The following is a 14,081-nucleotide window of genomic DNA, read 5'->3' as shown; positions in this document are numbered from 1 at the left end:
AGCAAAACAATTTCTCAGGAAAAGTTTCGGGACAAATCCCGGAACCCCTTCGACCCCCTCTTTTGGGTCTGCAAAGGTCAACACTTTTTGCCGACTTGCAAAGGGTAATTATAAAAAAACATGGATAAATAAGCTTAACGATTGATTTACAGCTTATTTATTTTTGAAAGAAGCCACACTTACAATGTTCCCAATATTAAAACCGACGGTAATTTTGTCAGGATTCCAATGCCGCGAAATGCGGCACAGGCGCCGCAATCTCCCCGACCGTTGCCGGGAATGCTCAATTCAGTTGAGCAAGGATTGATTGAACCATAAATGCAGAAGTGACCTCGTCAGGATTCAAACCTGAAACCTCTTGAGCCGTAATCAAGTGCTCTATTCAGTTGAGCTACGAGGCCATTTTAGGAATGCAAATGTAGCTATATTTTCATGATTTACAAAAAGCATAACTTTGGTTTTTTTATTTTCAGATGGATCCACTATCCCTCCCATTAAGAATAATTAAGATAAAATGCTCTAGGAATCAAGTAAGTTTTCCTAATTTAGCCCGTTGAAAATAAAGCAGATTTGGTTCAAATCCCTTAATTGTCAATAAATCAAACCGATAACGAGCAAAGCTTTTCGCAAAACCCAACCCTTTTGAGAGGCGCAGGTATAAAAGTATGATGTACATGAAAAAAATCACCCTTATCCTAATTTCCTGCATGATGTCTATGCAGCTACTGGCCCAAGAAGAAGAAGTAAGCAAAGAAAGAGCGAGAACCCCTATCGGCGGCAGGCCAAACATCAAAGGAGATTTATTTTTGGATTTCGGTTTCAACACCCTCAATAATCGGCCAGAAGACTTAAGTACCAGATTTATAGGTTCCAGAATAATCAACCTTTACTATCACTTCCCTATCAACCTTAAAGAGGGCTCTGGATTTACACTTAATCCGGGTTTCGGTTTTGGCTTGGAAAAATATGCCTTTGGAGATGACAGCAACCTCTTCAACAACCCTGCTGTGGGAACAAACAGCAGTCAGCTACTCCCCATAACTGAGGTATTTGGAGAAGACATAGAGATAGGTGCCAATACTTTTGCCGCCAATTACTTCGACATACCCATCGAAGTCAGATATCATGTCAACAAAAGAGACTATGATAAAGGGGTAAGGGTTGCACTAGGTGGTAAGGTAGGTTTTCTGTATGATGCACATAGCAAAATCGGCTACACCAATGAGGCAGGCCTGGAGAGGAAAATAAAAGACAAACAAGGTTATGGCCTTACACCAATCAGGTATGGAGTATATACAAGAATCGGTTTTCCAGGATTCAACGCTTGGATGTATTATGGACTCAATAAGGTATTCCAATCCAACAGAGGTCCATTTAACACAGAGGCCAATCAAATCAATTTCGGTGTCTCAGTAGCTTTGTTCTAACAGATTAAGGTACTTTAAAATAAAAAAGAGGGCCGATTGGCCCTCTTTTTTATTTCCCTTTGAAATCAGGTTTCCTTTTCTGTAGGAAGGCCATTACTCCTTCTGCAAAATCACTTGAACTTCCCGCTTCTTTCTGGTACAAGGCCTCCATTTCCAAGACCTCAGCCAAGACCATTCCACCGGAACGGTTCAACATTTCCTTGATGAGCCCTACCGCTTTGGAAGGGGCATTTTGGTAATAATGGACGAACTCCATCACAGCATTTTCCAAATCGGATGCAGGAACCGATTTATTGGCCAAGCCAAGCCTCTCCGCTTCTTCCCCATAAATTTTCCTTCCGGTGGTGGCTATTTCAAAAGCTTTGTAAGCTCCTAGTGCGCGGGGCAGAAAATAGGTAGATCCCGCATCCATAATCAAGGCAATGTTAATAAATATTTCAGCTAGGTAGGCTTCATGCGACGCTACAATGATATCTGAAGCCAAAGCAAGGGAGCATCCGGCCCCTGCTGCCACACCGTTTAGTTGGCAGATGATGACTTTCTTCATGGTCCTCATCTGTGTGATCAACGGGTTGTATTGGTTTCTGATGATATCATCAAAAGGTACGTTTTTGATATCGCCACCAACAGCCTTTAAATCCTGGCCGCTGCTGAAGGCCTTTCCTTCACCGGTCAAAACCACACAGCGGATGTTTTCATCATTTTCCACCTCCCTGAAGGCCGCCAATAACTCTTCAAGCAGGGTCTTGTTCAACGCATTGTAAACTTCAGGCCTATTTAGGCTTACTTTAGCCCAAGAGGTGTTTTTGGTATATATGATTGTCTCAAAATTCATCCGTGTTTGGGTTTAAAGGAGAAAATAATAATAAGAAGTAAAACATACAGAGAAACCGAGCACAAACCCTCCTAAAATTTCTAAAGGGCGGTGCGCATTAAGGTACAACCTAGCCGTACCCAATGCCCCACAAAGCAGGATGGCCCCCACCAAAGGATATAGCAGAATTTCAGTATTGTATTTTATGCTCAGGACCAGAATAAAGGCCAGCAAACCTGAAAGTCCAGTCAAATGAGCCGATATTTTCCAGAAAAAAGTAATCAGAGTCAAAAGGATAATACAAACCGTCATCACCCAGAGTGTAAAAACCAACAACCTGTCTACATTTAACCTGGCTTGAAAGAAATAAGTGGTAATGAGGTAAAAAATAGACACCATGGAAAAGGGTAAAATCCGTTCCTGAATGGTTTCCATATGGTAACTGCGAATCGTAGCAGTCATTTTCATGCCAATGATGCTTAACATAGGAATCAGCAAGGTGGTTACCGCAATAAGCAGAATCATGGACCATTTGGCATTCTTTGGAATACTTGTTGACTCAGGAATTACAAAGAAAAGCACGCAGAATACCAAAGTCGGAACCAACAAAGGTTGAAAAACCACAGAAAGAAAAAGGGCTATCTTTCTATTCACTACAGTTCTTTTCTTAATCTTGCCACGGGTATTTGTAGTTGTTCCCGGTATTTGGCCACTGTCCTTCTGGCAATATTGTATCCCTTTTGGTTCAATAACTTCACTAGTTTATCATCCGAAAGTGGTTTCCTTTTATTTTCATCATCCACCATTTGTTGTAACACACTTTTCACCTCTTTGTTACTGACATCCTCCCCTGTATCTGTAGCGATCCCTTCTGAAAAAAAGTATTTTAAAGGAAAAACCCCAAATTCAGTCTGTATGGATTTGCTGTTGGCCACCCTGGAAACAGTAGAAATGTCCATGTCTATTTTTTCAGCAATGTCTTTTAAGATCATGGGCTTCAACTTGGTTTCATCCCCATCTTCAAAAAATTCAAGCTGATAGTTCAAAATCGCATGCATGGTCTTGAGCAGAGTTTGTTGCCTTTGCTTAATTGCATCAATAAACCACTTGGCTGCATCCAGTTTTTGTTTGACAAAACTCACCGTATCCTTGAGCTTTTTGTCCTTTTTGTCACTCTTGTCATAGGCATCAAACATGTCTGAATAAGAACGGCTGACCCTAAGTTCAGGTGCATTTTTTGAATTCAGGGAGATTTCAAATTTCCCATTTACATTGCTAAGCGTAAAATCCGGAATGATGTATTGTGTTCTCATCAGGCCATCTGAGGTTCCCCCCGGCTTTGGGTTGAGACGGGTCACCATGTGGATGATGTCCTTCAGTTCATCTTCCTCAATGTTGCACTTTTTGAGGATCTTGTCATAGTGTTTTTTGGTGAATTCATCGAAACAATTGCTGACCACATCGAGGGCATGTTGGACAGTAGGATCTTCTGGATGTTCCTTTCTTTCGAGTTGTATGATCAGGCATTCCTGCAAGTTTCTAGCAGCAATACCAGCGGGATCAAAGTTTTGAATCTTTCTTAAGACTTCTTCTACCTCATCAATGTCGGTTTCCATGTTCTGGCTAAAAGCCAAATCATTCACAATTGACTCCAAATCTCTCCTGATGTAGCCATCGCTTTCAATGCTGCCGATCAATTGGGTACCGATTATTCTTTGTCTGTCGTCAAGCTTAAGAAACCCGAGTTGGCTTAAGAGTTGCTCATGCAAAGATTGGTTACTGGATACAGGCATTTCTCTGTCTTCGTCATCGGGGGAATAATTACCATCCCCCTGCATTTTGTAACCTCCGTAATCCTCATTCAAGTAATCATCCAGATTGAGATCAGAGTCATCTTTGCTATTGCTTTCTTCTTCATAGTTGGAAGCCAGATCTTCCTCATTCTGGTTAGGCTCCTCCTCTTTACCTTCCTCAAGGGCTGGGTTAATCTCCAATTCCTCTTCTATCCGGGTTTCCAACTCAGCAGTAGGCACCTGCAGTAGCTTGATGAACTGAATCTGCTGTGGCGAGAGTTTCTGGCTAAGAACCTGATTTAAATGAAGTTTCTGCATATGGTATGCTATATTTTAAGCTTTTTTATTGTGCTAGACTGATTGGCCATCTTCACTTATTCCAAGATGGTTTTTCAAATTTAGGAAATTAGATCAAAATTTTGATAAAAAGCTTATTATATCGTTTTTTGCATTCCCGTTCAAAACGAACAAGAAAAGAGATCATCTTAACCGGCTAAGCAAACTGAAAAATGGCATTCAACCGTAGAATAAAAATCAAACAACTGATAGAGGAGGGAAAGCTGGGAGAACAGGTAACCCTAATGGGTTGGGTAAGGACCAAGAGAAGCAATAAGCACATTTCTTTTATTGCCTTGAACGACGGGTCTACCATCAAAAATTACCAAATCGTAGCAGATCCAAGCCTGATCAATGAAGATGTCCTTAGAAAAATAAGCACGGGAGCTTGTATTAAAGCAAAAGGTACGGTGGTGGCCTCCCAAGGTGCCGGTCAAAGTGCTGAATTGGCAGCGGCATCTATCACTGTTCTGGGAGAAGCTGACCCCGAAAAATTCCCGTTGCAACCCAAAAAACATTCTATGGAATTCTTAAGGGAAAATGCCCACCTAAGAATGAGGACCAATACTTTTGCGGCAATCTTCCGGGTAAGGCATGCCTTGGCTTTTGCGGTACACAAATATTTCAATGACAAGGGTTTTTTCTACATCCACACCCCTATCATCACGGCTTCTGATGCTGAAGGAGCAGGAGAAACCTTTAAGGTGACCACATTGGATCTGAAAAATCCTCCGCTGACATTAGATGGGAAAATTGATTTCAAACAGGATTTTTTTGAAAGGGAAACCAATCTTACCGTCTCCGGACAGCTGGAAGGAGAACTGGCCGCGTTAGCGCTATCCGATATTTATACATTTGGACCTACATTTAGGGCAGAAAACTCCAATACCACCAGGCACTTGGCAGAATTTTGGATGATTGAGCCTGAGATGGCCTTTTATGATGCGGAAGATAACCAAGATTTGGCTGAGGATTTTCTTAAATACGTCATTTCATATGCTTTAGACCATTGCCAGGATGATCTTGCCTTTTTGGATCAAAGGGCAGCTGAGGAGGAACAACAAAAGAAAGCGGATCAGCGCAGTGAATTGGGCCTGATTGATCGCCTAAAGATGGTGGTAGAAAATCAATTTGTGCGGTTAACGTACACTGAAGCCATAGACATCCTCAAAAACTCCAACCCAAACAAGAAAAAGAAATTCAGTTTCCTCATCGAAGGTTGGGGATCGGACTTGCAATCGGAACATGAAAGATACCTGGTAGAAAAACACTTCAAAAAGCCAGTGATCCTCTCCGATTACCCCAAAGAAATTAAGTCTTTCTACATGCGCCAAAATGATGACGGAAAAACTGTCGCCGCAATGGATATCTTGTTTCCTGGTATTGGTGAAATCGTAGGTGGTTCTCAAAGAGAGGAACGCTTGGATAAATTGACCGAGCGTATGGATGAGATGGGAATCCCCAAAGAGGAGATGTGGTGGTATTTGGAGACGCGAAGATTTGGCACTACACCCCATGCCGGTTTTGGTTTGGGTTTTGAAAGAATGGTGCAATTTGTTACCGGAATGGGTAATATCAGAGATGTGATTGCCTTCCCCAGAACCCCTGGAAACGCAGAATTTTAGATACCAAAGGCCGGACATCAACATCCGGCTTTTTTATGTTTTATTGACCAAAACTTTCTTTGCGGGATCCAAAATGACATCAGGATCTCCAGTATCTACCACTTTGATTCTCCTTGCCAGAGGAATACAAAGTAGACTCAGAACCACTGCGATATAGCCAACCACTTCATAGTTGACCAATTCTCCGCTGATCCCTTCTGCCAGAATCAGGCCTGCCACGAAAGAGGCCAAACCAGCAGCAAGCTGCTGAACGGCCGAATTGAAACTCAAGAAACTGCCGCGATTTTCCACTTTTGCTGTTCCAGTGATCAGTGCCGCAGCAGGAACCATCCTCCCATTGGAAGTCACAAAAAACATTGTGGAAATCAGCAAAACATAGGGTATGGGAGTTTGGCCCAAATTGGTAATGATCGCAATTGGAATGATGTTGAAAGCCATAAATATGGTAAAAATCTTTATCTTACCGTATTTGTCGGTCAATTTTCCAACCCATGGAGAGGTAAATATGGTGAACAGGCCTCCAGCCATATAGATGTAGGTCAATTCCAATTCGGAGAAGCCTACATTCGAAACCATGTATGGACTGATAAATGGAATGATCATAAACTGGCCCAGCATCATCATAATGGTCAAAGATATGGCCCGCATCTGATTGGGATTTCCTGTTACTCTTTTTACTACCTGCACAGGACTGGGCTTGATCTGCTGCTTTTCAATATGTGCTGTGATGGAAGGGATAAATTTGTATATCATCCAAAGGATTATCAGGGAAAGTCCGGCCAAGAACAGAAATGGAAAATGCCAATTGGTAAGGCTGGCAATAAATAAACTGAAGGGCACCCCAAATACTGAAGCTACTGAAAAAGCAGCCATCACCAATCCCATCGCCCTTCCTCTTCGCTTATCCGGAATCACATCTCCGATGATGGACAGAATCAAGGCAGAGGTCAGCCCTCCAAATAGACCAGAAATGATCCTTGCTATCAACAGTATCAGGTAATTTGGAGATAATGCACAAGCCACTGTACCCAGGAAAAAACCAAAAAAGACCCACAACATGATGGTGCGCCGGTCGTACTTATCCAATACAAAAGCACCCAAAAAACTACTGAACCCTGCTGCAAAGGTGTAGGAAGAAACCAACATACCAAATTCTCTGGGGCTGATCTCAAACATCCTCATCAATTGAGGCCCCAACGGCATAAGGATCATGAAGTCGACAATATGGGTAAAATTGATCGCAGCTAAAGTCCAGAGTAAAAGTTTTTCCTTATTCATGAGTTTAAAACATTGAAAAGTAAACCCTTGTCCAAAGGATTAAGTTCTTTTAAACTTCCAAAAAATCAGAATATTACAGGATGTTTAATTGAGTGAAGGTCTGCGGAATGCGATCAAGGATATCAGTAGCCATGGTCCCCCGTCTATTTTGTTCACCGGCGAGTTCTCCAGCCAATCCGTGGTGATAAACCCCGCAGAGCGCTGCCTTTTCCGCTCCATAGCCCTGCCCCAAAAAAGAAGTCAGCATGCCTGTAAGCACATCTCCAGCCCCTGCGGTAGCCATGTAATGGGTCCCAGTGCTATTGAACCATTGCTTTCCAGCAGGAGAGGTAATGACCGTATTGGCCCCTTTCAGCACTAGATAACAATCGTACTTAGCCGCAAAGTTTTTTGCCTTAGCCAGCCTCTCGATGTGGTCTTTACATTTTCCTACCAGTCGATCAAATTCTTTGAGGTGTGGCGTGAGTACCGCGTGAGGTGGCAGGAGTTCCAATAAACTTGGCTTATGTGCCAAATGATTAAGACCATCGGCATCTATCACCAGATGCTTGACTCCAGAAAGGAGTATTTTTTTTAAAAAGTTTGAAGAACTTTCACTTAGGCCCATACCAGGGCCAATCCCAACCGCATCGAATTCTTGGATGCGGATGGGTATATCTCCCTTAAGTGCTGCTTTTCCTTGGCTACAAATGACCATCATTTCTGGACAACTACTCTGTAGAACATTCAGTCCGCAAACAGGCACCAAGGCACTCACTAAACCACTTCCGGTTTTTAAAGCCGCTTTTCCAGCCAAATAAACGGCTCCAATTTTACCCTGACTTCCCCCGACCAACAATACCTTACCAAAATCTCCTTTGTGGCTGAATCTGGAAAATTCCCTGTGCAAAGAAGGCACGTCTTTTTCCTCTAAAAAATACCTTCCTGAGGAAAACTCCTCCATCAAAATAGGATCTATTCCTATGTCTTGTACCACTACTTTTCCTGAAAAAGGGGCATTTTCAGGGATTAGTAAGGCCAACTTGGGAAACTGGAACGTCAAGGTATAATCAGCCTTGACTGCAGTTCCGAAACCCACACCATCTGAAGGAAGTCCAGAGGGAAGGTCAATGGCTATCCGTTTTCCGGAAGCTTGATTCAATGCCTCCACCAACTCCTTGTATTTACCTTCTAATGGCCTGTTAAGTCCCACTCCAAACAAGGCATCGATCAACACCTCACTCTGTAAATGAGCAAGTTTATCACCAGGTTTAAATTCCAATACGGACAAGTCAGCCGGTAATCTTTTCAGGTTGGATTTAAAGTCGCTTGATCCTTGTGTCGGGTCTCCTACAAGACAAATTAACACCCTATATCCCTGTCTATGCAAAATCCTACCTATGGCCAAGCCATCTCCCCCATTATTCCCGGTCCCACAGAAAATCGCCGTGGAAAGGGAAGGATCAAATAGCCCCACATACCAATGCACAAAAGCCTGTGCTGCCTTTTCCATCAAATCCCAGGAAGAAATTTCATGTTTCAGGATATGTTTGGCATCCAGTTCTTTTACGGCAGATCCTTTTATTACATTAATCATGTGCTAAGGGGACTTTGGCCAATTCAACTTGGGGTTTAGGGATTTTCACCAAGATCAAAAACCCAATCCCAACCACAAAGAACAAGCCCAAGAACAAAGAACTATTGCGCATGTTTCCGGTAATTTGTTCGATAAGGCCATAGGAGAAAGTGCCGATAACTATGGCAATTTTTTCTGTTACATCATAAAAACTGAAGTATGAGGCGTGGTCAGTGGTTTCGGTTGGAATCAATTTGGAATAGGTGGATCTAGACTGGGACTGAATACCACCCATGACCATTCCCACCACGAAAGCCAAGGCGTAAAACTGGTATTCATGGTAAACAAAGTAAGCACCTACACAGATCACAATCCATATGAACACCATGATCAAAAGGGATAACCGATTGCCATGGACTTTGGAGATGTAGGCAAATAAGTAACTGCCTATTATCGCCACCAATTGAATGATCAAAATGGTCAGAATCAGCTTGTCACCAGGAAGGCCTAACTCCTTATCTCCAAAGGTGGCAGCCAAATACATGACGGTTTGCACCCCCATACTGTAAAAAAGAAAAGCCGCCAAAAAGCGGTTCATCACTTTTTGGGAACGGACTTCTCTGAAGACACTCCGGATTTCCTTGTATCCTTTCAACAACAGGGATTTGGATACTTTTTTCTTGTAAGGATTGTCAGGAAGATATTTGAAAGGAATTTGAGAAAAAGCTGCCCACCAAATTCCCGTTATTAGAAAAGACCAACGGGCAGCCTGACTGCCATCAGACAATCCGAAATACCCGGGAAACTCAATCATAAGCAAATTGGCCACCAACAAAATGACACTGCCTATGTATCCTAGGGCAAAGCCACGGGCACTTAAGAAATCGTATTCGCTTTCATCTGCTATTTCCGGCAGAAAGGCATTGTAAAACACAATACTTCCGGCATACCCTATACTTGCCAAAATGCTACACATGATACCATATTCCAGGTTACTGCCATCAAAAAAGAACAGGCCAATGCAGGCCAATGATCCCAAGTAGGCAAAAAGTTTCATAAAAAGGAGCTTCTTGCCACCGGAATCAGCCATCCCTGAAAGCAAGGGGGATATCAGTGCCACCACCAAAAAAGAAAAGGATATGGAATAAGAATACAAAACCGTATTGACAATCTGAAAACCGAAGAAAGACACCACATCATTCTCAGTGACAGATTTGGTTACGGAATTGAAGTAAACAGGGAAAATGGTAGAGGTGATGACCAGGCTATACACCGAATTGGCCCAATCATACATGGCCCAAGCAGTCTGCACCTTCTTCTTGCTTCCCAACTTTAGAGAAATCATCTTTAAATATAAAAATAAATTTATTTTAAGAAGTTTTTATTTTCAACCTCAGGATGATGGGAACCTGTTCATTATTTGGCCTGGGGATACTTCTTCCAGTTTAGCACACTGAAAAGCAACTTAAAAATTCTTATTGGTTGCCGTTTGGTATACCCGATGACTCCCATATCACCGGACAGCTGGAAAATTTTAATCCAAAAAAAAAAGCTGCACCAGGCAGCTCTTTATATTCTATCATGATTTATTGATTCTCTTTACTCCACTCTACCCACCGACGCATACATCAGCTTTCTGGCATCCGCTTCTCTGAGTTCGAACTGAATATCCGAAATAGGGCCCATTTTCACCTCTCGGTCAGCTTTCATGGATACGGTAATTTGATCCCTTTCCACCTCAGACAGTTTATCTTTCTCTTGGCTAACCCAAAGAAGGATATCTGAAGTATTGATCAAAACATCATTGGCCTGAATTCTAGGTTCTGTACCGTATAGGGCCGTATTTTTTGGCTTACCTACAAAAAGGTACTTGATCAATGATTTCTTTTCCATCTTTTGAAGCTGGGTGGCCTGTGGTAGTTTTTGTTCCACCAAAAGCTCCTGATCTCTCAATACGGTGGTCACCATAAAGAAAAACAGCAACATGAAGATGATATCAGGCAATGCCGATGTGGGGATATTCTCCTTGGTATTGGTTTTTTTCTTGAACTTTGCCATATTACTCTGATCCAATTTTATCTGGTTCCGCGATAGAGATTGCCATAGGAATACCTTCTTTTCCTCTATCCATCAATTCCTTTTCAGCAGCATCCCGGCTTGAAAGAGCCCGGTATTGATCTGTGGTAATGCCAACCCTTTCGGCATAAATGTCAAAATAGGCTTTTTTGACCAAATCCAAAACCTCCAGGTAACGCTCATAGCTGGTACCTCTGTTGGTTTTAATAGATACTACTGCACCGCCAGCTCCAGGATAATCAGAAGAGTTTGGGTCTGCCTCGGCCTGAGACCTCAATGAGGCCGGAAGGCTGTTGAACAGCGACATGGCATCTTCATCGGGCCTACCGAAGTTCAAGATAAACTTCTTGATATCTGCTGATAAACCTTCTGTATTGTCTCTGAATTCACCCTCAATCAGCAACTGGTCGTTGGCATTGATCAGAATATTAAAAATATTCCTTTCGTTCAGTTCAACTTCCGGTGGGGGCTGATTGGGATCTTGCTTTGGGGGAAGGATATTAAGTATACCCTTGTCCGAAGCAATGGTTGTCGTCACAAGGAAGAAGATAAGCAACAGGAAGGCGATATCCGCCATGGACCCTGCATTTACCTCCTGAACCATTCTGCTTCTCTTACCTGCCATTATTTAGTTAATTTGTTGATTTCTGTAAATACAATACCGCCTATCGCCAGAATAAAAAGGAAATATACGGTAATTAGCGTACCTCCAACCAACTTGGAAGTACCCGGTGTCAAATTAAAGGGATCTGCCGCATATTTGGGTAGTACCTCACTGCCAGAAATAGAGTAAGCAATGAAAAACAAAACCAAGATACCGACTATTCCCGCTGCTGTTTTTAACAGGCTTTTTGGATTATCCAAGGATTTGATCAATGGCATAACGACTGCCAAAATCACACCCACAATAATCAAAAGGTCTGCTGCGTATAGGAAAATATCTATAGAATCCATATCTAATTAATTCTTAAGTTAATAATTTCTTTTGGACAAAACAAGAACTAACTAAATTTTATTTAGTTAGTTTGTGCTTCACAAGCAAATCAACCAATGAGATGGAAGCGTCCTCCATGTCATTAACCAAAGAATCTATTTTAGCAACGCAATAGTTATAGAATAATTGTAGGATGATCGCAACTATCAAACCAGCCACTGTGGTCAAAAGGGCGATTTTGATACCACCAGCCACTAGGGATGGGGAAATATCACCGGCAGCCTCAATGGAGTCAAATGCTCCGATCATACCAATTACTGTACCCATGAAACCTAGCATAGGTGCAAGGGAAATAAATAAAGAAATCCAAACGAGGCCTTTCTCTAGTCTACCCATTTCTACAGAACCATAAGCAATGATGGATTTTTCTACCATGTCTATGCCTTCGGAGTAGCGCATCAAACCTTGGGTGAAGATAGATGCAACAGGACCTTTAGTGCTTTTGGTTACGTCTTTGGCAGCTTCAATGCCTCCTTGGTCCAAAGCATCTTCAACTCTGGCCAATAATTTTTTGGTGTTGGTGGTGGAAAGATTAAGGGTGATGATCCTTTCCAGGGCCACAGCAAGACCTAAGATCAAACAAATCAATACTGGAGTCATGTAGGTGGGATCACCTTCTATAAATTTCTCCTTGATGACTTGGTGGAAGCCTTTTTCCTCTTCTACGATATCATCATCTACCATAACTGGGGTTGGGGCTGGGGCGGGTGCTGGCGCCACCGCTTCAACAGTGTCTTCAGATACATCTGATTCATCTTGAGCTTTCGTGATCATCGGAGAAAGTAGAATTCCAGAAAGCATGAAATAAGTGATTAACTTTTTCATAGTTTAGATTTTAATGGACTTTAAATTAAAGGTTAAACGGTTTCTTTTTTAATAATGAATTTTAAAGTTATCATTTTTTCAATTCAAATTGCAAAGTAACTTATTATAATTTTTTAAGAAATGTCAAAATGAAGCCTTACAAACCCTTACTTTTCTAAATGTAATGGGTTTTCAATTAAATGGCCCATAATTTTAGATGAATGGGGATATACTGGATTGGCCGTACTTTATTTGTTATAGGTATTTTACACTAAATGAACAGATATCTTTCGTTCATTTTGGTTTGGTGTGTTTGCCTGATTGCTTCAAATACAATTTATTTTTCAGAGTCCTGGATCTTTGAATAATCTCCATGGAAAATACCTAAGCGATTTTCAACCAATCACTTACAAAAAAATAATGATATATTTATAATGCAATAAACAAGAAAAAACAGGTAACTTAATGAATAGTGGTAAAACAATGAGGTTGAAATTTTCAATGAATTGTCCATTTATTAAAAAACCATGAAAAAAATTGGCTATCCCGTAGGTTTATTCTTAATCGCTTGCTTGATAAGTGGATGGCTTTCTATTTCCAACAAATACATCCATAAAACCCAATGGCTGTTGGGAACTTGGGAAAACAAAACTTCCCGCGGCAGTCTCTTCGAAACGTGGAAATGGGTCAATGAGATGGAAATGTCAGGGAAAAGTTTTTACATCAATAATGGAGATACAGTGGTTTTGGAATCCATTAAGTTGGTGGAGGAGGCCGATAAGCTGTTGTATATTCCCATCGTTGTGGACCAAAACAACGGACAACCAGTCCGATTTGAAATGAAAAATCTGACAGATTCAGCCATGGTTTTTGAAAACTTATCCCATGATTTTCCGCAGGTGATTGCTTACAGGATGATTCATAATGATTCCTTGGTCGCCGAGATTTCCGGATTAAGGAATGGGGACGAAAGAAAAATTGCATTTCCAATGAGCAGGGTGAACGACTAAATAGGACCCCATGTAGGAAAGCAATGGTGCCATCAAAACGGTAATTCAATGAAATTCTCGCCACCAAACTGAAATCTCCGTGTGCATCCCTGTCCGACGACAGGCGGGCCTGCCCGACGAAAGGCGGGCCTGTCCGACAACAGGCGGCCTGCCCAAATACAGGTGACTTCCAACTTCGGACTTCCAACCAGTTTGAAGAAGAATATTGGGTTAGTGGCAAAGAAGCGGATCACCAATAAATAAATAAACCTTTCCTTCTTTCACTTTAATCTTTCCCTGCAATTTATTTCACTAGTCTATTGCAAATTATTGGATTTTAATATTACTTTGTAATTCAAAGTACTTTAAGAATTAAAAATTAAGCAATCC

General features: G+C 41.7%; 13 protein-coding genes and 1 tRNA gene. 3 read left to right on the top strand and 11 right to left on the bottom strand.

Annotated elements, in window-relative coordinates; translation table 11 throughout:
• Positions 1 to 327 precede the first annotated feature (327 nt).
• Positions 328 to 401 (bottom strand) — tRNA-Arg (locus tag H1A14_RS11000).
• Between the two features lie 273 nt (positions 402 to 674).
• On the opposite strand from H1A14_RS11000, the gene H1A14_RS10995 reads away from it, so the two are divergent.
• Positions 675 to 1,427 (top strand): porin family protein, encoded by a 753-nt coding sequence (locus H1A14_RS10995; RefSeq protein WP_194776294.1) that lies wholly within the window; start codon positions 675 to 677, stop codon positions 1,425 to 1,427.
• Positions 1,428 to 1,476: 49 nt separating this feature from the next.
• Here the strand turns inward: H1A14_RS10995 and H1A14_RS10990 are convergent, their stop codons facing one another.
• From H1A14_RS10990 to rpoN, 3 genes are read right to left on the bottom strand one after another with little or no spacing between them, the layout of a single operon-like run.
• Complete coding sequence (locus H1A14_RS10990) at positions 1,477 to 2,262, bottom strand: enoyl-CoA hydratase/isomerase family protein (protein WP_194776293.1); 786 nt, start codon at positions 2,260 to 2,262, stop codon at positions 1,477 to 1,479.
• A gap of 12 nt (positions 2,263 to 2,274) precedes the next feature.
• Positions 2,275 to 2,895 (bottom strand): phosphatase PAP2 family protein, encoded by a 621-nt coding sequence (locus H1A14_RS10985; RefSeq protein WP_194776292.1) that lies wholly within the window; start codon positions 2,893 to 2,895, stop codon positions 2,275 to 2,277.
• Entirely contained in the window at positions 2,895 to 4,352 is a 1,458-nt protein-coding gene (gene rpoN, locus H1A14_RS10980) for an RNA polymerase factor sigma-54 (protein ID WP_194776291.1), read from the bottom strand. The genes H1A14_RS10985 and rpoN overlap by 1 nt, the downstream gene beginning before the upstream one ends.
• A gap of 191 nt (positions 4,353 to 4,543) precedes the next feature.
• Here rpoN and asnS point away from each other — a divergent pair, with 191 nt between their 5' ends.
• The gene (asnS, locus tag H1A14_RS10975; protein WP_194776290.1) at positions 4,544 to 5,995 is read left to right on the top strand and encodes an asparagine--tRNA ligase; all 1,452 of its coding nucleotides are present in this window, start codon (positions 4,544 to 4,546) and stop codon (positions 5,993 to 5,995) included.
• Positions 5,996 to 6,028: 33 nt separating this feature from the next.
• On the opposite strand, the gene H1A14_RS10970 is transcribed toward asnS, so the two are convergent.
• The 7 genes from H1A14_RS10970 to H1A14_RS10940 form a co-directional block, all read right to left on the bottom strand.
• Positions 6,029 to 7,273, bottom strand: a complete 1,245-nt coding sequence (locus H1A14_RS10970) for an MFS transporter (RefSeq protein ID WP_194776289.1) — start codon at positions 7,271 to 7,273, stop codon at positions 6,029 to 6,031.
• A 73-nt stretch (positions 7,274 to 7,346) separates the two neighbouring features.
• Complete coding sequence (locus H1A14_RS10965) at positions 7,347 to 8,849, bottom strand: NAD(P)H-hydrate dehydratase (RefSeq protein ID WP_194776288.1); 1,503 nt, start codon at positions 8,847 to 8,849, stop codon at positions 7,347 to 7,349.
• Entirely contained in the window at positions 8,842 to 10,173 is a 1,332-nt protein-coding gene (locus H1A14_RS10960) for an MFS transporter (protein WP_194776287.1), read from the bottom strand. The genes H1A14_RS10965 and H1A14_RS10960 overlap by 8 nt, the downstream gene beginning before the upstream one ends.
• A 254-nt stretch (positions 10,174 to 10,427) precedes the next feature.
• Positions 10,428 to 10,886 (bottom strand): ExbD/TolR family protein, encoded by a 459-nt coding sequence (locus tag H1A14_RS10955; RefSeq protein WP_194776286.1) that lies wholly within the window; start codon positions 10,884 to 10,886, stop codon positions 10,428 to 10,430.
• A gap of 1 nt (position 10,887) precedes the next feature.
• Positions 10,888 to 11,529: an ExbD/TolR family protein gene (locus H1A14_RS10950; protein ID WP_194776285.1), complete on the bottom strand. Its 642-nt coding sequence runs from the start codon at positions 11,527 to 11,529 to the stop codon at positions 10,888 to 10,890.
• On the bottom strand, positions 11,529 to 11,858 hold the full coding sequence (locus tag H1A14_RS10945; protein WP_194776284.1) for a hypothetical protein: 330 nt from the start codon (positions 11,856 to 11,858) through the stop codon (positions 11,529 to 11,531). Before H1A14_RS10945 ends, H1A14_RS10950 begins: the two co-directional genes overlap by 1 nt.
• Positions 11,859 to 11,916: 58 nt before the next feature.
• On the bottom strand, positions 11,917 to 12,723 hold the full coding sequence (locus H1A14_RS10940) for a MotA/TolQ/ExbB proton channel family protein (RefSeq protein WP_194776283.1): 807 nt from the start codon (positions 12,721 to 12,723) through the stop codon (positions 11,917 to 11,919).
• Positions 12,724 to 13,229: 506 nt separating this feature from the next.
• Between H1A14_RS10940 and H1A14_RS10935 the strand changes: the two genes are divergently transcribed.
• Positions 13,230 to 13,712, top strand: coding sequence for a DUF6265 family protein (locus H1A14_RS10935; RefSeq protein ID WP_194776282.1), 483 nt, complete (start codon positions 13,230 to 13,232; stop codon positions 13,710 to 13,712).
• The last annotated feature ends 369 nt before the right edge of the window (positions 13,713 to 14,081 follow it).

The organism is Pararhodonellum marinum (assembly GCF_015354735.1).
Lineage (GTDB): Bacteria > Bacteroidota > Bacteroidia > Cytophagales > Cyclobacteriaceae > Pararhodonellum > Pararhodonellum marinum.
Note: the sequence above shows the minus strand (reverse complement) of the source record. Positions and strands in the feature narration are given on the sequence as shown.